The organism is Aeoliella straminimaris (assembly GCF_024054565.1).
GTDB classification, from domain to species: Bacteria; Planctomycetota; Planctomycetia; order Pirellulales; family Lacipirellulaceae; genus Aeoliella; species Aeoliella straminimaris.
Map to the genome: position 1 here is coordinate 72,103 of NZ_JAMXLR010000061.1, position 23,152 is coordinate 95,254.

Consider the following 23,152-nt stretch of genomic DNA (forward strand, 5'->3'; position numbering starts at 1 on the left):
CTTAAGCTGGACGAGTGCGATAGATGCGATAACCGGCCCACCGTAGCACCATGGCGACTACGGCGACAGCGGCCATGGCACCGACACCTACGAATAAGAGAGCCAGATACATTTCTCGCCAAAACAACGATATCGCCACCTGCCGGTAAAGGAGAAGTGTGGCGACTACTGTCACAAGCGGGGCGGTCAAAATAGTCAGGGCAATAGCCAATCGACGCGGCCTGGACCGTTGCAGCAACTGACCAAGTAACCAAACGGTTGGCAAGAGGAGCACCAAGAAACCGAACGCCCAAGCTGCGATACCATCAAGGCTCGGAAACCAGTCCTGTGTCCCAACAGCCACCATCTTTGCCAATGCCGCAAGCACCGCACACACCGACGTCCACAGGAACAAGTAACGGATGCCATACGTCGACGAGCGTCTCCCTTGCGGCAGGGCGTAATCGGCAACTTCTAGTCGAACCTTGAACTTCCAGCGGACCACAGCGAGCCCCCCTAAGCACACTAGAAACATCAGCAGATTGACCGCCAAGTTATCGACGGGGGCTCCCAAGCCGAGCATCGTTAGCGACAGAAAGGTACAAGCTGCAGCACCCGAGGGTAGTCGCCAGATCCAACGCTGCGTGGCTAGCGCTCCCCACACCGCACAGAGCGCCGGCTGGACGACGACCGTGCCGAGGGTTGCGAAAATCGGATAGGTCATCAAGTTTGCTTCGTCGAACGCAGCGCCAAGAGGAGAAGTGAAGAAGTTCCAGAACCCGCCCGCCAGCACCAACCCCAAGTGCGCCCACCGCTCGCGAAGCTTTTGGCGAGCGTCGACCTCACTTTCCGGCTGCGTCGTTTCCGTTGTTTCACACATGGGGATGGCCGGAATACAGGGTGGTCACTAAACCACCAATAAACAGCACCGGTCCGGCCAGTTCCACCCCTGCCGGCCGAACCCTGAATACAGCCCAAGGCTGTCGCCCTTGAACCGCAGCCCTTGAACCATCTTCGCTGGCAGTCGACAATTGAGCTTCAAAGGAACCCAATTACTATGAGCACTACTCCTACTTCCCCTGTTTCGCCCACCCTGCCCGACGCCGCAGGTCGATTTGGTACGTTTGGCGGCCGCTACGTACCGGAGACGTTGGTCAAGGCGCTCGACCAATTGGCCGACGAGTACGCCAAGGCCAAGTCCGATACAGCGTTCCAAGAAGAGCTGTCGCTGCTGTTTCGCGACTTCGTGGGCCGGCCCAGTCCACTGTACCACGCCAGACGTTTGAGCGAGCAATGCGGCGGCGCGCAAATTTACTTCAAACGCGAAGACGTCAATCACACTGGCGCCCACAAGATCAATAACACGATCGGCCAGTGCCTGCTAACCATGCGGATGGGCAAGGGCCGCGTGATCGCTGAAACCGGCGCCGGGCAGCATGGCGTGGCGACCGCCACGGCGTGTGCCCACTTTGGGTTGCCGTGCGTCGTGTACATGGGCGAGGAAGACATCCGCCGCCAAAAGCCGAACGTTTTCTCGATGAAGCTGCTCGGCGCGGAGGTCCGTCCCGTGACGAGCGGCTCGCGGACCTTGCGCGACGCCATCAACGAAGCGATGCGCGATTGGATGAGCTCGGTGGACGACACGCACTACATCCTCGGTTCGGTCGTCGGCCCGCATCCGTTCCCGCAGATCGTCCGCGACTTCCAATCGGTGATTGGCCGCGAGACGATCGACCAATGCCGCGAACGACTCAAGCGCCTGCCCGATGTGGTGGTGGCTTGTGTGGGTGGTGGTTCGAATGCAGCCGGCATGTTCTACCCGTTCGTCGAGCACACCGACGTCGAACTGGTGGGCGTCGAAGCAGGTGGGCGGAGCGACAAGCCGGGCGACCACGCCTCGCCCCTGACGTATGGCCAGCCAGGCGTGCTGCATGGTTCGTTCAGCTACGTCATGCAGGACGAGGATGGCCAGACCTGCGATGTGCACTCGATGAGCGCTGGCCTCGACTATCCAGGAGTTGGCCCTGAACACAGCTACTGGAAGGATTCGGGCCGCGTGCAGTACACCAGTTGCGGCGACACCACCGCCATGGAGGCCTTCGACGCCACGGCGGCCAGCGAGGGCATCATGCCAGCGCTAGAATCGTCGCACGCCGTGGCCAAGGCGATGGAAATCGCCAAAGGGCGGAAGCCAGACGAGGTGGTGGTGGTCTGCCTCTCCGGCCGCGGCGACAAAGACGCCATGGAAATCGCCCGACTAAAGGGTGTGGACTTTGGTTGATGGAGGGCAGCTGGCTCGGCAAGAAACCAGGACCAACGATGAGATCTCGACCGTATACAGTAAGTATTACGTCGATCTGCACTCTACTGCTGCTGGGCTGCCAACCGTAGCCTTCTTCCCCTTCAAGCCCCACTGCTATGACAAACGACGATTTGCGCGAAACGCTTGAAGACGAGGGGCTAGCCGACTATGCGGAAAAACTGGTATCGGCTTCGAAACTGTGTACTCAATTTGTTTCCGTCCGCGACAAGGCGACCGCAGTAGCGATTGGCAGCTCGAAGATCGGCGGCGAACCCGATCTTCCACCAGATTTTCCCTGGCCCGAAAGGGATAGTCGGCCAATGAGTTTCATCGCCCAAATCCAATTGGCCGATGGGACCAGTTCCCGGACAGATCTACCTCTACCTTCCAGCGGCTTGCTGTCCTTGTTCTACGATACCGAAGACATGCCATGGGGTTATGATCCCAAGCACGCGGGCGGGGCCAAGGTGTTCTATTTCGACAACGACACACCCCTGTCACGGCGAAAGACTCCCGAAGCCCTCGAGGATGAAGGTTGGTTTTTGGAGTGTCACCTGGAAGCTTACGAAACGATCACCTTGCCCAACTACCAGTCGAGTGAATTCCCAGCTGATATCTCAGATGACGTGTTTGGTGGGTATTTTGATCTGCAGAGTGAATTAAGTCAGTCTGGCCACCAGCTTGGTGGATACCCAGCCGTGATTCAAGACTCGATGGAGCTTGAGTGCCAACTCGTATCCCATGGGCTCTACTGTGGTAATGCTACCGGTTACAACGATCCACGAGCTGAGACTCTGCAGGCGGGGGTGGCCGACTGGCAATTGCTCATGCAGATCGACTCAGACGACAACGCCGATATGATGTGGGGCGACTGCGGCCGGCTTTACGTTTGGATTCGCAAGCAAGACCTGGCCGAGCAGCGTTTCGACAAGACTTGGACAATCTTGCAGTGCTACTAGCCAAGGCGAGGGCATGCAGCGTGCAAGCTGGCAAACCGCCAGAATCTTGAAACCCAGCCGAGCCTCAGCGAGTACCCCCAGTCTACCCACCTTCCCTCCCCCTGTGAGAAGAGTCTTCCCAGCATGTTGCGGACTGCCCCCTGTTTTCTGCTTGCCGTTTGTTTGCTTGTTTCGCCGGCTCGCGCACGCCTGTCGCCCCAGCAGCTCGATGCGGTGAAGGGGTGGATTGCCACGGACGCCGCAGAGCGGCCTGACATTGAAACTCTGAATCTGCCGGACGGGCTGACCCGCGAGGAAGCCCAGGAGGTGACCGAGCAAGTCTGGTCGCTGATCAAAGAAGCTCACCCGGTCGGCCAATCGCCCCTGGGACCGCTGCCGAAGACGGTGCAGGAGTCGAAGCAGAATGGGAAACTCGACGTGGAGGCCAGCGTCTTGCCACTGGGTGAACACAACATGCCATACGTAACGTTGCGGCGCGAACAGCAGACCCTGGATGCTGGCCGGCCACTGTTTCTCTGCCTGCACGGTGGTGGCCAGAACGGCAAGGCCAAAGGCCCGCACTCCTGGCCAATCAACAGCCGTGAGATGCAGGCGCAGATCCAACTGTCGCTGGGCGTTTACCCCTCGGAGGGCATCTACTGGATTCCTCGGATGGCCGACGACCGGCTGGGACGCTGGTGGCACTATCACAATCAGCAAGCCATCGACCAGGTCATCGACCACGCCATCATGCACTGGGGTGTCGATCCCAATCGGGTCTACCTGCTGGGCATCTCCGAGGGAGGTTACGGCACCGATATCCTCACCCCGTTCATGGCCGACCGTTTTGCCGGCGGCTGCGCGATGGCCGCGGGCGTGGGACTGGGCAACCCGCCAGCGAACCTGCGCAACGTGGCCTTCCGCACCGACGTCGGCGCGCAGGACAACATGTTCGACCGCAAGGGACTGGCCGTCGCGTTCCATGAGGAGCTCGACAAGCTGCATGAGGCGGACCCCGAAGGCTACACCCACAGCATCAATGTGCAGAAAGGTCGCGGCCACGGTATCAACTACGCCCTAGGGCCCAAATGGATGGCCGAACACACCCGTACCCCCTTCCCCGCGAAAGTGGTGTGGGTCGACAAACCGCTGCACAAGCATCGTCGCGATCGGTTCTATTGGGTGCAGTTCAACGACTCGCAGCGTGAGGGACTGAATCGAGTTGTCGGCCAGGCCGACCGCGACGCGGGGAAGATCGCGCTAGCGGCCGAGCAACTATCGCCGGAGACGAAGGACGTTCACCCAACGCACCTGAGTGAGATGGCGACCGACGCTAAACCACTCTCGGGCACCAGCCTGACGCTGCTATTGTCGGACGAGTTGGTGAACCTCGACCAGACGATCGAAATCGAGGTGAATGGCCAAGCCACCGGCAGTGTCACGCCCAGTCGCTCGGCCGCCGACATCGTGGCTTCGCTGGCCGAGCGTCCCGATCCCACGATGGCAGCCACCTGCCGCGTGGAAATCGAAGTCCCGTAGCCCCCAAAGGCATCCACCCATGACGATTGGCTTTGGTGAATTCGCCCTGCTCGCTTTGCTCGTAGGTGGAATCTGCTGGATCCCCGCACCAGCCTTTCTTTGGCACCATTCCGGCCGGTGGTTTGTGTTCAGCTCGTCGTTGGTAATCATGCTTTTAAGTCTGGCCGCGTGCGTGGTACATTGGTGCTGGCAAAGCTCGCTGGGCAAACGCCTGCGTGCAGCCACTGGAGCTCGGAGGTAACCAACCAAGGATCGGGTACCTGTCATGATCTGGCAAAATCAAACGGACGTGGCATCCGCGGTGGAAGTACCCCATCTTACGGGTCGGCAGTGGCGGCGATTCGGTTTGCGGACCTTTCTGGTGATGGTGACGCTGCTATGTGTCGCCATCGGCACCCTGGCGACGAAAGCTCGACAGCAGCGACGCCTGGTGGCCGCCATCGATCGCGTGGGGGGTGAAGTTCGGTACGACTGGCAGCCCGATCCGGCGGAGCAGCTGGATAGGCTTCAGCGTCAGAGGCGGTTGCAAGCGATGCGAGCAGCCGGCGCCGCTCCAATGCATGCAGATCACCCCAAGGGCCCGGCCTGGCTCAGGGGAATGGTGGGAGATGAGTACTTTCAGCATGTGGAGGAGATCACACTGAGGTCCCCGAGGTGGTCTCGACTCAAAGGTGGTAAGAACGGTTTTCTCCAACAGGTGGCCAATGCTTCCAACGTCGAAACCCTGATTGTCTTGCACTCCGATTTCAACGACGACGACTTGCGGTTGATCTGCCACATGAAAGGTCTCCGCCGATTGACGATCAACGGAGCGGACATCTCCGACGAAGGACTGCCGCTGCTCTACGGCATGAAGAATCTTGAATCGCTGATCGTGGTGGGGCCCCGATTGACGTTTGAAGCGGTGGTGGAATTATCGACTCAACTGCCCGAGTGCCGTGTCTGTGGTCCAATCGAGGGGATAACCCTGGTCGAGGGCGAGGTGCAGGGGAATTTGAGTGTTTTCGACACTCTCTGGTAGTATTCGAGCAGGCCGCCAGCCGCGTCAAGAGTCGGGGCAAGCGGTATCTTCGACCCCTCGGAGTCATTGGGGTGAACATCTCGTCGCGAACGCCCGAAGGCCTGCCGAGCCGCTGCCCGCTGTGTGGCGCCGCGTTTCGGCTGGAGTTCTCCGAACCTGCCAAGGACGCACCCTGTCCTGTGTGTGGGCACCTGGTTTGGTTCGCTGCCCAGGCGCTGGAAGTGCTTCAGCGACGCTGGTGGGACGGCATTGGCTCGAGCGACGCCCCCCTCACGGCCTCGACGCCACTCGGTGGCCCGGAGGTCGATTCGCTCGATTTGGTCGAGCTGGTGATGGTGCTGGAAGAAGAGTTCGATCTCGACGTTCCCGTCGAGGAAGCCGAGGATATTCGATCCATCGGCGACGTGATACGATATTTGGAACGTCGCCTCCGCGGCGGAGCAGCTGGCTGAGGCGGCCATTTCGACGCCCATTTGTCAGCAGCTCGATATCGTCCACCCGTACCAAAGTGCCTTCGCATCTCACTGCTATGTCCGCCATCGACGACCTGTTCAAAAAGCTCCGCTCCGAAAACAAGAAGGCCCTGATGCCTTTCGTCACCGCGGGTGATCCCGATGTGGAGTTCACGGCGGCCGTGCTCGAAGAGATCGTTGGCCGCGGTGCGCACCTATGCGAAGTGGGTATTCCTTACAGCGACCCGATTGCGGATGGGCCGGTCATCCAGGCCAGTTACACGCGGGCACTGGAGAAAAAGGTGAAGCTGGCCTCGATACTCCAGATGCTCGGCGGCGTGACACCCAAGCTCACAGCGCCGGTCGTGACGATGGTCAGCTACGCGATTGTGTTCCGCCACGGACTCGAGCAATACTGCGACGACGCCAAGGCGGCCGGCGCCCAAGGCCTGATCGTGCCCGACCTGCCGGTGGAGGAGTCGCCGCTACTGGCCAAGATCTGTGGCGAGCGCGACCTGTCGCTCATCCAACTGGTCACGCCCACCACGCCCAGGGACCGGGCCCTCAAGATCTGCGAAACGTCCAGCGGCTTCGTGTACTACGTCTCCGTGACTGGCATCACTGGCGAGCGAACCGAGCTACCGCCGGACATCGTGGAGAACGTCAGTTGGCTGCGGAGCGAAACCCCGCTGCCGATCTGCATCGGCTTTGGCATCAACCAGCCCGAGCATGTGAAGTTGCTCGCCCCCGTGGCCGACGGTCTGATCGTCGGCTCGGCCATCGTCCGCCGCGTGGCCACGGCCGCCGAACGCCCCCGCGATGAAGTGCTGAAGGAAGTGGGCGACTACGTGGCGGAACTGCTGGCGGCGTTTGAGTAGCCGACCGGTTGTCGTTGCCATCCTTGGCGGGACATCTACGAAGTCCGCGTCGCCCTATTGATTGTGCTCCTGGAGGCGAGTGAGCCCCCGGTTAGTGGTCGCTCGGTGTACATCCATTTGCGGTTCCCCCTTGGGTTGCGTCGCAACTCTTTGCTCCTCAATGCTTTAGCGTTTCGCCTGGAAAAACAATCGTGCGCGAAAAGTTTGACCTGTCCAATAGCCGCAAACTAGTATTGATGTAGTCGGCGTAATCCTGATATAGGGTCGCTTGGCTAATGGTGTGTCTACAGGCGTGAGCTTGATTTCCGAGCTCAACAGGTTTCGTGAGGAGGCCTCCCGACATGCAAGAGCATCGCCGCGGCGAGCAGGTCCGCCGCTTTTTCGCCGGAGTTACCGAGTATGTCTTCCAGACTCGGCTAGGGGTCGTCGACCCTCCGCTCGTGGACTATATCAGCGAGTTGCTGACTCGCTTTTTGCGATCCGAGGATGTGTACGCCGTGCGGAGTCCACGCGGGCAGCGGCTCACCCAGGTGGCCGACATGCTCGAAGAAGCCATGCACCGCCAGGGCCCCGCCAAGCGGCAACTGCATCGCCACATCGGAGACTTCACCCTGTTCTGGACGGGCGTTTATCCCGAGGTAGCCGACCGCATGCAGCGGACCGGTGGCAAGGACATGCTGCTGGACTATCGTGATCAAGGTAAACGCAACTACCTGATCGCCAGCAACATTCCCGTCGAACGCGAGCAAGCCCCCAGCGAAGTGCTGCAGCGGCTCAGCGACTGCTTCGACATCTGCACCTACGGCCTGCAGGAAGTCCGCAAGGCCTGGGAAGAAGAAGACGGCATCGCAGGGCCGATTCTGCTGGATTGACGTCGATGGCAGCGGCGACAGACGTGCGTAATTGCTGTTGTCGTTCGCAATTGCGCACTCGAAGCTTTCCTAAGTCACCAGGCCCTTGGTGACCATCATGAAGACGTCTTCCAGGGTTGGCTCTTTGTCGGCGAAGGATAGCAGACCGACGTCGGAGGTGGCAAGTTGCCGCATCAGGCGCTGGACGTCGGCGTCTTCGCCACCCATTTCGACCACGCAGTTGCGGCTGTTGACCTGCACGCTGCGGACGTGGGGGTCGCTGCGGATGAGACTGACGCCGGCCTCCTGGTCGCCACTGAAGCGGACCTCGATGTGGTGGTGGCGTTGGATCTGGCGGTAAACTTTGTCGATTGGTCCGTGCAGCAGCAGTTGGCCCCGCTCGATGATGCCGATCGAGGTGCAACAGTCGGCCAGCTCGGTAAGGATGTGGCTGGAGATGAGGATCGTCTTGCCCATGCGCCGCAATTCTTTGAGCAGGGCTTTGACTTCCAGACGCGCACGGGGGTCGAGACCACTGGCCGGTTCGTCGAGAATCAGCACCGGCGGGTCGTGCACCAGCGTCTTGGCCAAGCATAGCCGCTGCTTCATACCACGCGATAGTCCGTTGACGTAATCATCGCGTTTGTGTGTCAGGTCGAGCAGTTCCAGCACATCGCCGATCACGCCCTTGCGCTGGGCCTTGGGAATCTGGTAGGCCACGGCGAAGAAGTCGAGGAACTCCCACACCTTCATGCCGTCGTACACGCCAAAGGTGTCGGGCATGTAACCGACGCTCTGCCGCACCTTGAGAGGTTCGCGGGTGACGCTATGCCCGTTGACGGTGGCCTCGCCATGGGTGGCCCGCAGCAGCGTAGCAAGAAAACGAATGGTCGTACTTTTGCCGGCGCCGTTGGGACCAATGAACCCGAACATTTCGCCCGCCGCGATGTCGAGATCCAGGTTCTCAACGGCCACGAAGTCGCCGTAGGTCTTGCCGAAGTTGCGTATGGAGATCATGGAGGGAGACTGGGGATCAGGGGTCGGGGATCAGGAGGCTAGTTGAGCGATGTGGTGGCTAGTTGGCAGGTCCAAATAAATCGCTCATGGTGGGGTCTTCGTCGTCGAATTCGGGATTGCCAAAATCCTCGCCGCCGAGTTCGTCGTAGTTGTCCATTACGTCCAGCGGGGTATTGGCGTCCGGTTCCGGAGGGGTCAGCGGAGCTCGAGCCAGGTGGGCCACGACCAGGGCTGTACCGCGAGATTGCGCGGCGGCCGGCTCGACCACGACGCCCGGCAGCACCTCGTCGACACGTCCCACCAGGCGGACCTCGCCCGGGTCGATGTGCACTGGATCGAGCGCCAGGCGAAACAGCGGCTCCAACTGCAACCGCTTGTCGTCTTCGCCGGCCTCGGCAGCCCGTTCCGCGGCGAAACGGTCTTCGCCAACGGGTGTGAAACCGACCGATGACCCGCGGTTGGGCTCAATGTCGCCTACCCAGCATCCAATTAGCACCGGCTCGCCGGTGCCATCGTCCGTGCGTTTGACGACTGCCACGCTACTCAGTTTGAACTGTGTCTGGTTGACCACCCGCGGAGCTCCTCCCTCGCCTTGCTCAAAGACGATCGGCCCATCCAGCGCGTATACCTGCTCGCTGTGCACCATGTCGGTCGTGGCACTGGAGACTTGCAGCCCGGCGAGGTGGACGTCCTTGGCCTGAGTCAGCTCGACGTTGGACCGCGACTGCCCCAGCAGTAGGCGGAATTCGCCTCGCGGACTGTTGGGGAACGGGGCTGCGACGGCCGTCGGATCATCGAAGCTTGTGTCGTAGCTGGTCGACAGCGAAGTGTAGAGTGCGGTGTAGCGGGACAAATGAGCCCGAGGATATTCGCCTTGCACTTCGAGCAGGGCGATCTCGGTTTGGGCGCGGACGAACCCGATATCGAGCTGCGCCTGGTGCACCACGGCCACCGTGCCCAATAGCGCGATGATGGGGGCCGCGATCCAGGCGTATTCCACGCGCCCTAACGCCTTGAAGAAAATCCAGTTCATTGGCACCAGCACCACCAGATACACGGCCAGTGCCGTGACGACAAACATTGCGTCGGGCACCTGAACACCGGCCGCCTCGCGGAGCGATTCGCGAGCAGCGTTACTCGTGGCGTTGAAGTCGTTCCAGGCGCCAATGCCACCGACCTGCTCGGCCGGTTTGATCTCGGTGTCCTGTTTGTTGGGATTGGTCAACTGGTCGAAGTTGTCCTCGTCAATCAGTTGCGCCGGTACGAAGTTCGTGGCGTTGGGATCGGCATGCACGTCGCGGGAAAAGAGTCGCAGATGCGTGATGTACTGGGCGTCGCGAATCGCGCCCTGTTTGTCTTTCCACTCGGCGTGCAGCTTGCCGACTCCATAGGTATTGTCGCCCATGCTCCACTCGCGCGGCAGCCGACGCATGATGCCCCCGTTGAACAGGTCGTCGAAATGAGGCGACCAGGTAAGCAGGTCGCGTTCGGCCAGTTGTATGCGAGAAACGACAATACGGCCGCGGCCAACCTGCCCTTCGACCAGCAAACCGCCGGTAGCGGCAGCCAGTCCCCCGCCCTGCCCGGCTCGCTCGGTCAGGTTCAGATTGATGCCTGACCAATTGCGTGTGAGCTTGAGCTCTTTGGGTGGTCTAGCGCTGCGGCCGCGGGCGTTCTTTTCGGTCCAGTAGTCGATCATGACCTGAACATCGTCCTGCGTGATCTCCGCTGCACCGCCATCGGTGGCTGGCAGGTACTCTGAGAGGAAGCTGCCCTCAAGCAGTTTGAGCGAATCGGGCCCATTGATGATGAGTTGCCCCCCCCAATGCAGCCAATCGATGAGCGCCTCGCGGCGCTGGCGGTCGAGTTGGTCGGGGTCGACCTCGTCCCACAGGATGTAGGCAATGGTGGTCCAGCACATCGGGTTGTCGGGCAGCGGGACCTGCTTGGAGATATCGGGAAGCAGCACCTGGTAGTGGGCCAGATCGCCGCCCCCGGAGCGGTAGTCCATCTGGTCCTGCGGTACGGTAACGCCATTGAGCGACTTGATAAAGCTGTACCGGCTGGGTTCCTTGGCCATGACGACGAAGAAGTACTGGTATGGCTCCATCTTCGATAGCGGCGATCCCTGGGCGTTGCCACCTACGACGGCGCCGTAGTTTCGCTCGCGGAGCGTACACTTTACACTCGCCATGCCTGAGACGCTGGGCGCCAGGAAGACGTTCTCGACTTGCCGAGGGCGACCTTTGGCCAATTGCACGGGACGCGAGCTGCTGAGCGTGAACGGTGTTTCCTCGATTGGCACCGGTCGGCCCACGTTATCCACGACCTGCAAGGTGGTTTCGCCCCCCCAGTCCTCGTAGTTGGACTTCATCAACTGGGTCACTGTCATCCAGTGGCCCGGTTTGACGCGAGAAACCTTCACGTCGGTGTCGCTGGGCTTGGAAACCGGTGGCTCGACGATAAAGGGTTGCTTCTTTTTTTCTTCTTCTTTCTTTTTCTGTTCTTCCTCTTCCTTTTTCTTATTCTCTTCAGCCTCCTTGGCAAGCCGTGCTTGTCGCTCCTGCGGCGTCTCGCTGCGACATCCGCCGCAGCCGGTGGTACCAAGCATACAGCTCAATAGCAGGAGCCAGACGATGGATCGCATGGATTGATGAAGCTTGGTCAGCATAGACTTCGTAACCGTGGTTAGTAGTCAAACCGCCCCACCGTTTGGACGGATAGTTAACAGGCATTCGAACCAAATACCGGTGTCTTGTATACATGACCGGTACGCACGAGTAAAAAAGTTTATTTCGTCGTGGATTATACCCGCCCATCGGCCCCGCGTCTGCCACGACCAATGAGCCACACTGCCACGGCCGCCACCAGGGCCACTGCCGCCAGCAGGACCAGCGACATGGCCGAAACGCGGTCTTCGACCCCATAGTGCAATAGCCCGAAAAGACGGATGGTAAGCGTCGGCGGGCCGGGGGGCATCACCAGCACGCTGGCCGACAGTTCGCCTGCCGACAGTGCAAACGTGGCCAGCCAGGTGGACAGCACCTGCGGCAGCACCTGCAGGACGCCGATTCGCCAGAAGCGGGCAAACCACCTTGCCCCGTCGGTACGGGCCGCGTCGATCAACAGTCGGGGCACCGTGGCAAAGCCGGCCGCCATGATCAACGAGGCAACCGGCGCAAAGCGAATGGTTTGCACCAGCCAGGGAGCCAGGAGCGTCCGGTCGTACGCCCGCGTGAGCCATGCCAGCGGCGAGTCGAGCGGGTGATTCAGTAGCTTGATGGTCATGATGCCCAGGATCGGCCCGGGCACGCTCATCGCAAACGCAAACACCACGAGCACCACCCACGGTGTGCGGCGACTGGTCCGTAGGTGCCAACCCAGCAGGCAGCCGACGAGCGTTGCGGTGGTGGCCACCGCGGCGCCCAACCCCAAGGTCTGCAGCAGCTCGCGCCAATGATGCCCCATGGCGCCGAGCAGTTCCGCCAACAGTTTGCTGAGTTGCCAGGCTCGCTGCCAGCCGCCATCGGTTTCCAGTGCCCCCAATCCGGCTTTGTAGACCAACGCGGCGATCGGCAGCGCGGCTACCAACAGCAACACGCCCAGCGGTACGAAGAACAGCTGCCAACGGCCGCGAGCCGGGCGCCACTGCCAACGATGCTCGGCCGTTGAGTCGGCGTGTGTGGCCAGGCTCGAAACCACCGGCACCAGCACCCACAGCATGGTGCCTGCCAGCAACACCACGCCGGTAACCAAACCGGCGTAGCGAGCCCACGCCCAGGAGGCCTGGTCGACCAGCAGGTTATCACCGGGCGAAAGCTTGTCGGTGGGAAAACCACCGGCGGCCGCCGTGATGTAAACCTCCTCGGCAAAGGTGCGGATCTGGAAGAAGTCGGTCACGGTCATCTCGGCGGCAATGCTGACGGCCGTCCAGACCGCTGCGATGGCAATGCCGGGTAGCGCGGCCCGTAGGGTGACCGTCGCCAGCACGCGCCTAGCAGGCATCGCGAGCAGTGCTGTCTCTTCCAGCTCGGCCGGAACACGGAGTAGCGCCGCGGAGGTGATGCAAACGATCCAGGGCACGGCGGCCATGGCGTGAATCCAGATGGCTCCGGTCCAGCCATCCATCCAGGCGTGCGATTCTCCCGACGGCGAGACAGCAACTAGCCACCCCCCGACACCCAGGGCTCCCATCCAGCCCCCCGCATGCACGAACAGCGGAATGAACAACATCACGGCGAACGCCGCGAGCATCCACCGCCGGGCGGGGCAGTTGGTCTTCGTCAGCACCACGGCGGCCAGCACGCCCGGCAACATGGCGATGGCCGTCGCCGCGCCGCTGAGATAGAGGGTATCGAGCGTAATTCCACGCACCCGCGGCCCCATGACCAGCAGGCAGGTCAGCACCAGCACCGCCAGCGGCAGGGACCACCAGATTGTTCGTAACTTGCTATTCAAGACTTGGTGCACCGCAATCGGGACAACGAGCAACTCGGGGCAAACTGCCCTTCACCGCACCTGGCGACTGGGCAGATAGGAGATTTTGTTGATTCGGACCGCCGCAAACGATATGCTACGGAGAGGTGGATCTTTTCTATTAAACCCCAATTGTCGGGGGGTCCCGGCGACTGGGGAACGAACTGCAGGCGAGCTTTTCATCGCGCGGCTGCAGTAAGGAGTGCAGGATATGGGCATTCAGGTCAGGTGTCCGCACGGGCATGTCTTTAAGGTTAAGGACAAGTACGCCGGCAAGCGCGGGCTTTGTCCGCACTGCACCGAACAGGTCATTGTGGAGGTCCCCTCGGCCGACAACTCCGACGCCATGGTCAAGGCGTATCGCAAGGCCGTGACGGACGAGCATCGCGCGTCGCACGCGGTGGACTCGGGCAGCTCATCCATCTTCGACGACATTCCCCATGACGAAGATCCCAGCACCAGCGCCAGCTTGCTTGGTTCCAGCGTCATTCGTCACCACGTGCGGTGCGAGTTCTGCAACCAGTCGGTCCCCATGTGGTATGCCAAGTGCCCCGCGTGCGGCCACTTCATGGACCAGGGTTAGGCCTGAGCCAATATTGTCATCCACCGCAACCCGGTCCGAGCCCATTCATTCCCCCAGTGCATCGTCGATGATCTGCTGAATATCGAAGGCTCCCCCTTCAATGGAATCGAAGATCGACTCGTGCACGGTCTTGGCGTCGTAATCGGCCACCTTGACCAGGATCTTCTCGATCTCTTCTTGCGAGTGCCCTTGGTTCTCGAGCCAGGCAACCAGTTGGGCGTGACGCGTTTCGTGCGACATGTTTTGTTCTAAGGGGTTTGGTTGGCGGTGCTAGCACGCCCGGATCGGAATGAAAAAACGCCATAGCCCCGCCGGCAGAGCTTTGCTAAGGTTTGCCGCCCCGACTTCCTGCGCGATGGTTGTGGGAACGGTATTGTCAACCTTTTCGATGCTTCTAATTTAGCATGATTTTACGCCTTTCGCTGCTATTTGCCTCGCTGGCCTTGTTCGTAGGGTGTCAAACGACGCCCTGGCCGTTGCGATTGCTCCAGCGGCCCGAGCGAACTACCTATCGCACCGCTGAAATGCGGATGGATGCCGTGCGCGAGTTCCGCGCCAAATCCACCGGGGTCGATACGCCCGAGCAACGCGAGATCGTCAATCAACTGGCCCGGCAAATCCAGGTAGAGCCCGATCCGCTGGTCCGCGAGGCCATTGTCGACACCATCGCCGAATTCCGCACGCCGCTCGCGGCACAGGTGCTGGAAGCCGGACTCAGCGACGAGGATCTGCATGTACGCCGTCATTGCTGCCAGGCCCTCGGCAAGCGGGGCGATCCGGCTGCCGTGCCCGTGCTGGCACGGGCCATCAACGCCGAGCAGGACCTGCAGGTCCGTGTCGCGGCGGTCGAGGCCCTGGGCAGAATCAACTCGCCCGACGCGTATACCGCACTGGCCGTGGCCATGGAGGACCGCAACCCGGCCATGCAGTATGCTGGCGTCGAAAGCATGAAACAGATCAGCGGCAAGGACTTGGGCAACGATGTTTCCACCTGGCTGCAGTACGCCCGTGGCGAAACGCCCACGCGCAAAGCCGAAGAGGAAATCTCCATCGCCCGTCGCATCCGTGGTCTCACTCCGTTCTAGCGCTTCTAAGCCGTCGGTTGCTCTGACCACGACTTTCGCCTTTTCATACCGCAAATTCCGTAAATCGGACTCAAGGATTCATTGCCCCAGAACACTTGAGTTTTGCTCGGCATCGCCCGATACAGTCATCAGTGAGGAGCCTTCTGCGTGCTCCGTTGCCATAGCTGCTGTGCAATGCTAGCACCCTGGCAGTTGGCTAGTACTACTGATGATGTTTGCGACTGGGGGGGAAGGTGCCATTCAACCTACCAAAATGGCTGGCTCTGCGCGGTTTCAGAGCACAGCTTGGTGTGGCGGCCCTATCTGTGGCGCTTGGTGGTTCATACGCGGCCGTGGGACAGCAAGGTTCCTCGCGGCCGGCGATCGATATCAACGCGCCCGCAACGCTTAGGGCCACCATCGGCGAAGCGGGGCGCAAGAGCTTGCCCATCGAATCGTTGCCGGACGTGCATGGGCTCGACCTCAGCGAGCCTGCCAAGACCAAATTGCGCCTCTCCCGGCGATCGCCGGCCAAGGTCCAACCGGCGCCGCTCGCCAGCAAAGGTCCCGCGCTGATGATGCCGGGACTGGTCGAACCCAGCGATGCTCCGCTGGCCGATGTGCTGCCCGCGCGCGAAGAACCAGCCACCCAGGGCGAAGCTCCACCCGCGGCGCCCGAGCAGTTCCAACCCGAGTGGCGTCCCAGCGGCAAGGTTGCCAAGGTCCGCGAAGAAACCGCCGCGCCCCAGGCTCCCTCCACGCTTAAGTCGGACAACGCCAAGCCACTGGTGGTCAAGCAACCACCAACCAACGAAGCAAAGCCTGCCAAGCCGAAGGTGATCGCCAAACAAGACGAAGACACCAAACGCCAGCAGCAGGCCGCCCCGCTCAAGCAGGATTCGGTGGCCGCCGACGAGGTGACGCCCGAGCCCGCCGACATCGAACCGGCCCAGCCGCTGAAGCCGCTCACTCGCAATCAGATCTACCTGCGCAACAAGATGCGCAAGGTGCTCAGCTACTACTACCGCCAGCAGCTCAACAGTCACGAGCACGACACCTGGGAAGCCATGCACATGATGCTGGCGTACGGTCTGCACAGCCGCATCAAGGCCGGAGGACCGCAGGGCGAATCGATGACCGCTATCGGCTGGCTCTGCTACAACAACCCCTGCAAGAGCAAGCAGTTGATGATTCTGAATGACGAAGGCGAGATTCGCGCGCAGTACGGCGTCGGTCTGCAGGGACACATGGGACAGTTCCTGGCCATGCTGGCTCAGTGCAACGTCGATCCCAGCTACCCGATCCGCGTGGATGGCAAGGAGTTCACCATCCGCGACCTGATCGAGGCCGAGAAAAAGACCTGCTACCCCAACACCGAGCTCACGTTCAAACTCATCGCGCTGATGCATTACCTGCCTTCGGACAGTCAGTGGGTCAACGACCGCGGCGAGCAGTGGAACATTGAGAAGCTGATCGAGGAAGAACTCAAACAGCCCATTCGGGGCGCCGCCTGCGGTGGCACCCACCGACTGGGCGGACTCACCCTGGCGGTCCGCAAGCGCCAAGCCCGCGGCGAGCCCGTCGAAGGTGTCTGGCTGCAGGCCAAGCAGTTTACCGAGAAGTACGAACAGTACCTGTACCGCCTGCAGAATCCCGATGGCAGCTTCAGCACCGAATGGTTCCGCGGACCTGGTCGCGAGTCGGATATCGACCGTCGCTGCCGCACCACCGGCCACCTGCTGGAGTGGGCTCTGTACCAGGCCGAGGACGATCAGCTTACCTCGTACCGACTGGTCAAGGCGACCAACTACCTGACCAATCTGCTTTACAGCAATTCGGACAACGCCTGGGAGATTGGCCCGCAGGCCCATGCACTGCACGCCCTGTCGCTGTACGACCAACGGGTGTTCCAGCCGCACGACAAGGCCCGTCCCATGGCCAAATCGGACGACAACGGCGCGGACAAGCCGAAATGGGTGGCCGACAGTCAGCGGATGCGGACCATTCCGCGCCAAGAGAAGTCGGCCGATCGCTCCAAGGGCGGCTGGTGGTGGAACAGGTGACATAGGCCGAATTGTCGCTCCTCGCTCAATGGGCTAAACTACAGTGTCGGCTGCCGAAGCCGATACTCCGAAATGGCCCCCCGGCAACTTCCTTGTCCCATCCCTTTCCCCTTGGCGGGCAAAGGATCGGCGTGGCAAGTTAACCACTGCTGCGGATGTTGCTCCAAGGCCATTGCTCCTGTCCTTTGGTCTCTAATGGTTCGTGGTGAAGGTGAATGGCGAAGTTTAGCGATCAATTCCAAGCGTTTTGCGATATCGCAATCGGTCTGAAGAACGCACAAAAAGCCGACGCCATTCTGCTGTTGCTCGAACGTCCCACCGACTTCAAGCAGCTTGAAAAAGCCTTCGCCGAGGAGATGGTGGTCGTCGCGGGCGATACGAAGGCCGCCCTCGAAGGGTCCGGCGAGTCCGAGTTCGACACCATCCTGCTCAACATGCCGGACGAGGCACCAGTTTACGAGCGGCTGACCCAGGCCCTGCTCGAAGCCGTGGCCGACGAGTACTTCGCCGAAGGCGCTTCGGTGGTGGCCGTCTACAGTGGCTTCGAGGCCGGCGTGATCGACTCGCTCAGCCTCATCAAGCTCGACGAACATCTCGGCCGACTCACGGTTCGCGACCTCCGCCAACTGAAGACCAAGATTCCCGTCGAGACCATCAAGCTGGTGGTCGACCTGGCCGTGGAGATCGGCCGCGAAGGTCGCGAAGGCAAACCGGTCGGGTCGCTGTTCGTGGTAGGCGATCATCGCAAGACCATGAGCTTCTGCCACCCCATGGGGTTCGATCCCGTCAAGGGATACAACAAGGCCGAACGGCAACTGAACGATGCCAAGGTCCGCGATGGCGTGAAGGAAATCGCCCAAATGGACGGTGCCTTCATCGTGTCGGCCGACGCCACGATCATCGCCAGCGCCCAGCACCTCAGCGCACCGAACGTGCCGGAACTCAGTCTGCCCAAGGGAATGGGCGCCCGGCACTGGGCCGCCGCAGAGATTACCGCCGCCACGGGAGCCATTGCCATCGCCATCAGCGAATCGAATGGCACCGTCCGCGTCTTCCAAAACGGCGAAGTCAAACTCCGCATCGAACCGTTCCGCCGCGCCATGAAGTGGAAAGCCTTCGACACCGACAGTCCGTCGTAACACGCATCCCCCACGCGCAATCTCCCCGTAGCCACCGTCGCCAAACGGTGGCCCCCACCACAAACGCCGCAGGGTGCCTGGGGTCGAGTTCCACGAGCCGCAGCAAACAGCCCACAATCAACTGAGCGAAGAGTCTCACGGACCGCGTGGCGGTCCGGCTATTTTAGCTCGTTGGTTTTGGGACAACTTCCGGGATCTAGATTCGTGGGCCCAAAACTCCCTGGCCCTTTCGTCGGCGACGGCTGGCAAACCGCTGCTTTTTCCGACGCTTTTGGCGACTCCGAAGAGTTTGCCCCCGCGCGTTGTTCCCCGCATGGTTCCGGGGCCGATGCAGAAGTTGACTCAGCGCGTTGTTTCCTGATCACCCCAATCAAGTCGTCGCGAAATTTCTGCAGCGCTGCCCAATCGACCACCGGGCCAGGCGCCGGCTGTTTGCCATACCGCGCCGGGTTGAGCTTCTCCAAATTCCTGGCCGACTGCTGCCACGTCTGCCCGCGCGGCGGCACCCACTTCGGCTTCGCGACCTGCCCGTCCATCGGCGGCAACGTCTCCGGCTGAGCCTCGGCCGAGACACCGGGAGGACTTGTTGTGTCATCCTTGGAAGCATCCTTCGAGGGGGCGTCGGAAGCATCTTGAACGGAGTCCGTCGCGGCATCGTTGGTGGCAAAATCGCTGGTCCTTTCACCCGCCGCATAATCTCTCGGCCACCACGCAGGTTCGTAGGGCGGCAGGGTATCTCCCGGCTTCGCCGCCAACTCCGGCACCAGATTCACGAACGCCTGATCGATCTTCCGGCCCAGGTACGCCTCGTCCTCCCGAAACACGGCCGCACAGAGCACGGCGTCTTTCACCTGCCCGGCAAGTTTCACCAGTTCGACGCGCGTAAGCGTCACTTTATCGGCCGCATTGGCCGCATCCCGTCGCGCTTGCCGCTCCAAACGCCGTTTCTCCTGCCGATCGAGCAACCACGCCGCCGCCCGCCAATGGGTGTCCGCCTTCCGCTGGATGGCTTGCAGCGGTTTGAGCTGCACCGCCATCTCCGCGCGACGCACGCGGAGGTCAAAATCTTCGTCAACCGTGCGCTCCCGCTTAATCGTTTTCCGATCGCAATCGACGTAGCGAGCAATGCTCGCCATGCTCATCCCGGCCGAAATCAGCGCGGTGATTTCGCCTTTTTTCACATCGTCCAACACTCGTGGTCGTGCCATTTTTCGGTTCTCCAGCTCTCGAGGGGAAATAAACATGCGTACAGTGCGCACCGCATCCCCGTTATACCCCGCGGAGTGTAAAAAAATGAGCGTAAACCAAGCCAAAACGCCCAGTTTTCACGTGGATACATTCGTAGCCGGATTCGCAAGAATTCGGACCGCAGCAGGGGAATTTGAACAGAAGGCAACGAAGGAAACAAAGAAGTCGTAGGGTGGGTGGTTCCGTCGGCCGTGACAACTTGTCGTGGCAAGCGAATCTTCCCGCCGATGGGTTCACCCACCATGGCATGGAACACACGCACAACTAGAATGCCCCCTTTTGTTTCCCTAGACAAGTATACCTGCATTGTATCTCAAAGTTTCCTCAGAAGATCGTTTGCATGTCGCCAAACATCCAACTTGCCTTCATCTTCCAGGGATTCAAACTCTACGGCGACATAGTCACTGGAAGTATTCAGTGAGCATCCATGACAAAATGCTATTACATTTTCAAGCATGCACATCTTGGTTGCGCAATAGCTTACGCTCGTTTCAATATCGTCACGGGACAGATAGTCGTAGACTTCGAGGTACTCCTCAAGTGGCATTTGTCCAACGGTCAGTGTTAGTACAACATCTGAACAGGTAAGTCGCGTGCCTTCGATACGAGGTTCACCAGCACAAGTATCTTTAGTGTTGACAATTCTACGGGTCATTTGCCAGGTCCTAAGTCGTATAGTGGGTGGTTCCGTCGGCGGTGACAACTTGTCGTGGCGAGCGCATCCACCCGCCGATGGATTCACCCACCATCTGCGTTTGGCTTCAACGGTGGGTGAAGTGAGCCGGTGGTGAGAACCAAGGCATCGCAACACTAAATCCGGCAGGACCACCCACCCTACGTTCTCGGAGCTTTACTGTATGGTGGTTCAAAACACTGGCGAAGTAGTGGCTGGCCAGTGCCACACGGCCGTACCGGGGAAGAGCTTCGCTGCTGATACGCCCTCATGGGTCGACACTTCCCTGCAGGAGCTGTTTCAACTTATCGCGTTTCAGGTTCTTGGGTATATCAATGATGGTCCCATCAGCACGGATCGCTTTGATCACTCTCTTGTGATTGGAATTTAGCTTTCCCTTTCCGTACGGCGACTCTCCTTTCCAAAGGTCCTCCCATTTAAGATCTTTCGGCTGAGCCATACCGATTCCGCAACCTGACGACTCGACTACAACCACTGCGTTGTGCGGAACGTCTGCTGGATTTCCACTTTCATCTGCCGGTCTAACCAACATCAAGTACGATGTTTCATCCCAACTGCCTTCATCAGCAGGACAGTGAAATGCGTGAACCAGAACGCTATTAAGCAAAGATTTGTTGTGTTCGCTGTCCCAAGCTTCGGACAAACGGTAGGAAAAGTAATCAAGATAATAAGTAGCACCATCGTATTCCCTCAGGATAAAGGGAAGAATGAGCATCCGCCAACTGTGCGGACCACCAGTCTCGTCTACTACCACCGCCGGACAGCGCCCGTTCTCGCGTTCGTAAAGCTCTAAGGCTTTCGCCACCGACTCCAAATACCAAGTGCAAGACACTTCAGGTGAAGCCTCTCTACCTTCAGGTTTTTGACAGCCCGAAAGCAGGAGAACAGCGCACGAAATAAACAAGAGTGCAGAGGTACTTGTCGTTTGATCTATTCTCATTGTAGTAGAGCTCTCCTCGGCAGGGTGGCACTGCAATCCTGAGTGCCACTAATCTCTTCCAGTGTAGGCTAACTCCGTTCGGCTTGCACTCCACTACGGTCATACCATTGGTCCGAGATGGGTTAACGACCTCCGAAGGGCCGAACTCGTTTTCAGTGGGGCTCGGCGGGCTTAACTGCATGGCAGATCAAAACCCTGGCGAAGGGGAGTGGCACACGGGAGGAGTAGCGGGACCAGTGCCACCCCGCGTGCAAAGCACACACGGTTGACTTACACTGACGGGAGCTAGCGGCACTCACCACACCCACGTCTCCCGTGCGAGGAATCAACATGTCCGCTGAATGCGATGCCATCGTGATTGGGGGCGGTCATAACGGTCTGGTGTGCGCCTGTTATCTGGCCAGGGCTGGACTCAAGGTCGTGCTGCTGGAGAAGTACGGGTCGATCGGGGGTATGTCGAACACGGAAGAGCTGACGCTGCCCGGCTTCCATTCGGACACCCACGCCATCTGCATTCAGTTCGCCAACTTCTCGCCGGTGCCGGACGAGTTGCAGTTGGCCGACTACGGCTACGAACTGCTGCATCCCGACCCGTGCTGGTCGCATCCGTTTCCCGATGGTCGCGGGCTGTCGGTTTATCGCGATATTGACCGGACCTGCGAAAGCATCAGCCGTTTCTCGGCACGCGACGCGGAGACCTGGCGCAGGCTCTACCAGGAGTTCCTCGCCCAACGGGAGGCCATCAGTGCGTCGATGAACAACCCTCCCCCGTCATTCGCCGAGCTCGCTACCGAACAGCAGCCGCCGTTCGGTCCGGATCACTTCCGGCACGAGATGCAGAACCTGCGGTCCTGGTGCCATGAGACGTTCGAGGCCGAGGAAACGAAGTGCATGGCGGCGGCTTGGGGAGTGCATGTGGGGGCCGCGCCCGACGACGTGGGTGGCGGCAGCATCGCCTGTTTGTTTTCCATGGTGGTTCAGCACTTTGGCAACAACGTGGTGAAAGGTGGCATGCGTCAACTGCCGCTGGCGCTAGCCGGCTATCTCGAGGCGCACGGTGGCAGTATCCGCGTCGACGCACCGGTGAAAAGGATTCTCACCGAAGGTGGCAAGGCCGTTGGCGTGGAACTTGCCGACGGCGAGCAGATCCACTGCAAGCAGCTGGTCGCATCGAGCGCGCATCCGCGGCACCTGGTGCTCGACTTGCTGGGCGAAGAACAGGTAGGGCCGGAGCTGGCCAATAAGATGCGGTTGTACGAGCTCGGCGACCCCGTGATGGTAGTCTATCTGGCGCTCGATCGGCCCCCCGAGTTTGCGGCCGGCTCGGCAGTGAGTCATTCCGTTTACGCGCATCCCAGCGAGCCCTCGCTGGAGTACTACTCACGCGCTTTCTCCGACGCCCGCAGCGGCCTGCTGCCGCAGCAGCCCTTCGCCCTGGTGTGCAACGACACGGCTGGCGATCCGAGTCGCGCGCCAGACGGCAAGGCGTTGATGAAGCTGGTCGTGCAACCGGTTCCCTATCGCATCGAGGGCGACGCGGCTGGACAGATCAAGGTCACGGAGTGGGACGATGCGAAGGAGCCGCTGGCCGATCGCGTGATCGAACATCTAACGAGGGACTACATCCCCGGCTTCGCCGACCGCATCCTGAAGCGGGTGGTGCACAGCCCGGTGGACATCGAGAAGTTGCTGCCGAGCGCCCTGGAAGGGACAAACACCCACGGCGCCTTTTTGCCGTACCAGGTGGGGCGGATGCGACCGCTACCGGAACTGGGCGGGTACCGAACCCCGATCGGCAACGTTTACCTCTGCGGATCCGGAAGCCACCCCGGCCCCGGCATCACGATGGCACCCGGCCGGAATGCCGCTCAGGTGATTTATGGGGACCTGGGGATTAAGTTCGGGTGAGAACGATCTTAGGGGCGAGGTCGGACCGGGGTGTGCATTTTCCCCGAGGCCGCTGATGGG

20 protein-coding genes are annotated in these 23,152 nt (G+C 60.5%); 12 read left to right on the forward strand and 8 right to left on the reverse strand.

The window, feature by feature from the left end; all coding sequences use genetic code 11:
• Nucleotide 1 precedes the first annotated feature (1 nt).
• Complete coding sequence (locus NG895_RS17395) at nucleotides 2-859, reverse strand: hypothetical protein (protein ID WP_252853788.1); 858 nt, start codon at nucleotides 857-859, stop codon at nucleotides 2-4.
• Between the two features lie 177 nt (nucleotides 860-1,036).
• On the opposite strand from NG895_RS17395, the gene trpB reads away from it, so the two are divergent.
• The 7 genes from trpB (at nucleotide 1,037) to NG895_RS17430 (ending at nucleotide 7,981) form a co-directional block, all read left to right on the forward strand.
• Entirely contained in the window at nucleotides 1,037-2,260 is a 1,224-nt protein-coding gene (gene trpB / locus NG895_RS17400) for a tryptophan synthase subunit beta (protein ID WP_252853789.1), read from the forward strand.
• Between the two features lie 137 nt (nucleotides 2,261-2,397).
• On the forward strand, nucleotides 2,398-3,240 hold the full coding sequence (locus NG895_RS17405; protein ID WP_252853790.1) for a YwqG family protein: 843 nt from the start codon (nucleotides 2,398-2,400) through the stop codon (nucleotides 3,238-3,240).
• A 123-nt stretch (nucleotides 3,241-3,363) separates the two neighbouring features.
• Nucleotides 3,364-4,758, forward strand: coding sequence for an alpha/beta hydrolase family protein (locus NG895_RS17410; protein WP_252853791.1), 1,395 nt, complete (start codon nucleotides 3,364-3,366; stop codon nucleotides 4,756-4,758).
• 265 nt (nucleotides 4,759-5,023) lie between these two features.
• Nucleotides 5,024-5,779 (forward strand): hypothetical protein, encoded by a 756-nt coding sequence (locus tag NG895_RS17415; RefSeq protein ID WP_252853792.1) that lies wholly within the window; start codon nucleotides 5,024-5,026, stop codon nucleotides 5,777-5,779.
• Nucleotides 5,780-5,850: 71 nt separating this feature from the next.
• On the forward strand, nucleotides 5,851-6,231 hold the full coding sequence (locus NG895_RS30650) for a phosphopantetheine-binding protein (RefSeq protein WP_252853793.1): 381 nt from the start codon (nucleotides 5,851-5,853) through the stop codon (nucleotides 6,229-6,231).
• A gap of 77 nt (nucleotides 6,232-6,308) precedes the next feature.
• Nucleotides 6,309-7,109: a tryptophan synthase subunit alpha gene (gene trpA / locus NG895_RS17425; RefSeq protein WP_252853794.1), complete on the forward strand. Its 801-nt coding sequence runs from the start codon at nucleotides 6,309-6,311 to the stop codon at nucleotides 7,107-7,109.
• 341 nt (nucleotides 7,110-7,450) lie between these two features.
• Entirely contained in the window at nucleotides 7,451-7,981 is a 531-nt protein-coding gene (locus tag NG895_RS17430; protein WP_252853795.1) for a hypothetical protein, read from the forward strand.
• Nucleotides 7,982-8,050: 69 nt separating this feature from the next.
• Here NG895_RS17430 and NG895_RS17435 read toward each other — a convergent pair whose 3' ends face one another.
• The 3 genes from NG895_RS17435 to NG895_RS17445 form a co-directional block, all read right to left on the reverse strand.
• On the reverse strand, nucleotides 8,051-8,977 hold the full coding sequence (locus tag NG895_RS17435) for an ABC transporter ATP-binding protein (RefSeq protein ID WP_252853796.1): 927 nt from the start codon (nucleotides 8,975-8,977) through the stop codon (nucleotides 8,051-8,053).
• 58 nt (nucleotides 8,978-9,035) lie between these two features.
• Nucleotides 9,036-11,624, reverse strand: coding sequence for a hypothetical protein (locus NG895_RS17440; protein ID WP_252853797.1), 2,589 nt, complete (start codon nucleotides 11,622-11,624; stop codon nucleotides 9,036-9,038).
• A 158-nt stretch (nucleotides 11,625-11,782) separates the two neighbouring features.
• Nucleotides 11,783-13,435, reverse strand: coding sequence for an ABC transporter permease (locus NG895_RS17445; protein ID WP_252853798.1), 1,653 nt, complete (start codon nucleotides 13,433-13,435; stop codon nucleotides 11,783-11,785).
• 229 nt (nucleotides 13,436-13,664) lie between these two features.
• Between NG895_RS17445 and NG895_RS17450 the strand changes: the two genes are divergently transcribed.
• On the forward strand, nucleotides 13,665-14,036 hold the full coding sequence (locus NG895_RS17450; RefSeq protein WP_252853799.1) for a hypothetical protein: 372 nt from the start codon (nucleotides 13,665-13,667) through the stop codon (nucleotides 14,034-14,036).
• Nucleotides 14,037-14,081: 45 nt separating this feature from the next.
• Here NG895_RS17450 and NG895_RS17455 read toward each other — a convergent pair whose 3' ends face one another.
• A complete protein-coding gene (locus NG895_RS17455) occupies nucleotides 14,082-14,276 on the reverse strand; it encodes a hypothetical protein (protein ID WP_252853800.1) in 195 nt (64 codons plus the stop codon).
• Between the two features lie 164 nt (nucleotides 14,277-14,440).
• On the opposite strand from NG895_RS17455, the gene NG895_RS17460 reads away from it, so the two are divergent.
• The 3 genes from NG895_RS17460 to NG895_RS17470 all read left to right on the forward strand — a co-directional run bounded on the left by NG895_RS17460 (nucleotide 14,441) and on the right by NG895_RS17470 (nucleotide 18,302).
• Nucleotides 14,441-15,121: a HEAT repeat domain-containing protein gene (locus NG895_RS17460; protein WP_252853801.1), complete on the forward strand. Its 681-nt coding sequence runs from the start codon at nucleotides 14,441-14,443 to the stop codon at nucleotides 15,119-15,121.
• Between the two features lie 290 nt (nucleotides 15,122-15,411).
• Nucleotides 15,412-17,163 carry a prenyltransferase/squalene oxidase repeat-containing protein gene (locus NG895_RS17465; protein ID WP_252853802.1) on the forward strand — a complete coding sequence of 584 codons (1,752 nt, stop codon included), beginning with the start codon at nucleotides 15,412-15,414 and terminating at the stop codon, nucleotides 17,161-17,163.
• Between the two features lie 215 nt (nucleotides 17,164-17,378).
• Entirely contained in the window at nucleotides 17,379-18,302 is a 924-nt protein-coding gene (locus tag NG895_RS17470; protein ID WP_252853803.1) for a DNA integrity scanning protein DisA nucleotide-binding domain protein, read from the forward strand.
• A 158-nt stretch (nucleotides 18,303-18,460) separates the two neighbouring features.
• On the opposite strand, the gene NG895_RS17475 is transcribed toward NG895_RS17470, so the two are convergent.
• From NG895_RS17475 to NG895_RS17485, 3 genes are all read right to left on the reverse strand, one after another.
• Nucleotides 18,461-19,510 (reverse strand): helix-turn-helix domain-containing protein, encoded by a 1,050-nt coding sequence (locus NG895_RS17475; RefSeq protein WP_252853804.1) that lies wholly within the window; start codon nucleotides 19,508-19,510, stop codon nucleotides 18,461-18,463.
• A 353-nt stretch (nucleotides 19,511-19,863) separates the two neighbouring features.
• Complete coding sequence (locus tag NG895_RS17480) at nucleotides 19,864-20,205, reverse strand: DUF433 domain-containing protein (RefSeq protein WP_252853805.1); 342 nt, start codon at nucleotides 20,203-20,205, stop codon at nucleotides 19,864-19,866.
• Between the two features lie 286 nt (nucleotides 20,206-20,491).
• Nucleotides 20,492-21,184: a DUF1559 domain-containing protein gene (locus tag NG895_RS17485; protein WP_252853806.1), complete on the reverse strand. Its 693-nt coding sequence runs from the start codon at nucleotides 21,182-21,184 to the stop codon at nucleotides 20,492-20,494.
• A 330-nt stretch (nucleotides 21,185-21,514) separates the two neighbouring features.
• Between NG895_RS17485 and NG895_RS17490 the strand changes: the two genes are divergently transcribed.
• A complete protein-coding gene (locus NG895_RS17490) occupies nucleotides 21,515-23,092 on the forward strand; it encodes a phytoene desaturase family protein (RefSeq protein ID WP_252853807.1) in 1,578 nt (525 codons plus the stop codon).
• Nucleotides 23,093-23,152 lie beyond the last annotated feature (60 nt).

What these genes read in the sequence shown, in the direction of transcription:
- NG895_RS17470 (WP_252853803.1), top strand. Translation starts at nt 17,379, where the DNA reads ATGGCGAAGTTTAGCGATCAATTCCAAGCGTTTTGCGATATCGCAATC.
- NG895_RS17490 (WP_252853807.1), top strand. Translation starts at nt 21,515, where the DNA reads ATGTCCGCTGAATGCGATGCCATCGTGATTGGGGGCGGTCATAACGGT.
- trpA (WP_252853794.1), top strand. Translation starts at nt 6,309, where the DNA reads ATGTCCGCCATCGACGACCTGTTCAAAAAGCTCCGCTCCGAAAACAAG.
- NG895_RS17430 (WP_252853795.1), top strand. Translation starts at nt 7,451, where the DNA reads ATGCAAGAGCATCGCCGCGGCGAGCAGGTCCGCCGCTTTTTCGCCGGA.
- NG895_RS17435 (WP_252853796.1), bottom strand. Translation starts at nt 8,977, where the DNA reads ATGATCTCCATACGCAACTTCGGCAAGACCTACGGCGACTTCGTGGCC.
- NG895_RS17450 (WP_252853799.1), top strand. Translation starts at nt 13,665, where the DNA reads ATGGGCATTCAGGTCAGGTGTCCGCACGGGCATGTCTTTAAGGTTAAG.
- NG895_RS17405 (WP_252853790.1), top strand. Translation starts at nt 2,398, where the DNA reads ATGACAAACGACGATTTGCGCGAAACGCTTGAAGACGAGGGGCTAGCC.
- NG895_RS17480 (WP_252853805.1), bottom strand. Translation starts at nt 20,205, where the DNA reads ATGACCCGTAGAATTGTCAACACTAAAGATACTTGTGCTGGTGAACCT.
- NG895_RS17395 (WP_252853788.1), bottom strand. Translation starts at nt 859, where the DNA reads ATGTGTGAAACAACGGAAACGACGCAGCCGGAAAGTGAGGTCGACGCT.
- NG895_RS17415 (WP_252853792.1), top strand. Translation starts at nt 5,024, where the DNA reads ATGATCTGGCAAAATCAAACGGACGTGGCATCCGCGGTGGAAGTACCC.
- NG895_RS17455 (WP_252853800.1), bottom strand. Translation starts at nt 14,276, where the DNA reads ATGTCGCACGAAACGCGTCACGCCCAACTGGTTGCCTGGCTCGAGAAC.
- NG895_RS17475 (WP_252853804.1), bottom strand. Translation starts at nt 19,510, where the DNA reads ATGGCACGACCACGAGTGTTGGACGATGTGAAAAAAGGCGAAATCACC.
- NG895_RS17440 (WP_252853797.1), bottom strand. Translation starts at nt 11,624, where the DNA reads ATGCGATCCATCGTCTGGCTCCTGCTATTGAGCTGTATGCTTGGTACC.
- NG895_RS17460 (WP_252853801.1), top strand. Translation starts at nt 14,441, where the DNA reads ATGATTTTACGCCTTTCGCTGCTATTTGCCTCGCTGGCCTTGTTCGTA.
- NG895_RS17410 (WP_252853791.1), top strand. Translation starts at nt 3,364, where the DNA reads ATGTTGCGGACTGCCCCCTGTTTTCTGCTTGCCGTTTGTTTGCTTGTT.
- trpB (WP_252853789.1), top strand. Translation starts at nt 1,037, where the DNA reads ATGAGCACTACTCCTACTTCCCCTGTTTCGCCCACCCTGCCCGACGCC.
- NG895_RS17485 (WP_252853806.1), bottom strand. Translation starts at nt 21,184, where the DNA reads ATGAGAATAGATCAAACGACAAGTACCTCTGCACTCTTGTTTATTTCG.